This is a genomic window from Clostridium polyendosporum, from assembly GCF_018332455.1.
Taxonomy (GTDB): Bacteria; Bacillota; Clostridia; order Clostridiales; family Clostridiaceae; genus Clostridium_AY; species Clostridium_AY polyendosporum.
This window is the reverse complement of the sequence record NZ_BOPZ01000074.1, coordinates 1-521: the sequence shown is the minus strand read 5'-3', so window position 1 is coordinate 521 and position 521 is coordinate 1. Positions and strand designations below refer to the sequence as shown.

General features: G+C 41.1%; 1 rRNA gene. It reads right to left on the bottom strand.

Annotated elements, in window-relative coordinates:
- Window positions 1–415: 415 nt before the first annotated feature.
- A 16S ribosomal RNA gene (locus tag CPJCM30710_RS17425) occupies window positions 416–521 on the bottom strand; the annotation flags it as partial.

The window sequence follows — 521 nt, the reverse complement described above, 5'->3', positions numbered from 1 at the left end:
ACTCCGCTCCTCGCTCGTTGCCTTCGCGTACTGCTCGTTTCTATCGATTCCACTAAGATTATTTAAACTAATAAAATTAGTCATGCAATCTTTTGGTTCTCTTACAAAGAATAGATTCTTTGGTTTTACCAATTTGGCTTTACATTTACTTTATGTGCAATTTTCAAAGAACAAAATTTTGAAAGACTTTTGGTCTCTCAAAATTAAACAGAGGAATTAACGCAATCCGTTTGACAACTCATTATATAAAATCGTGATAAACTTCGCATTACTTTGTCAGCTTCCTCGCTGCAGTGCTCACTTACCGAAGTAAGTTCCGCGCTTCGCTCGTTACTTTCGCGTACTGCTCGTTTCTACCGATTTTAAGTTTGTAGTTAATCTTAACATGCGTTAAGTATCAACTAAATCTTCCTTGAAAGGAGGTGATCCAGCCGCAGGTTCTCCTACGGCTACCTTGTTACGACTTCACCCCAATCGCTGACCCTACCTTCGGCCGCTGCCCCCCTTACGGGTTAGCTCAC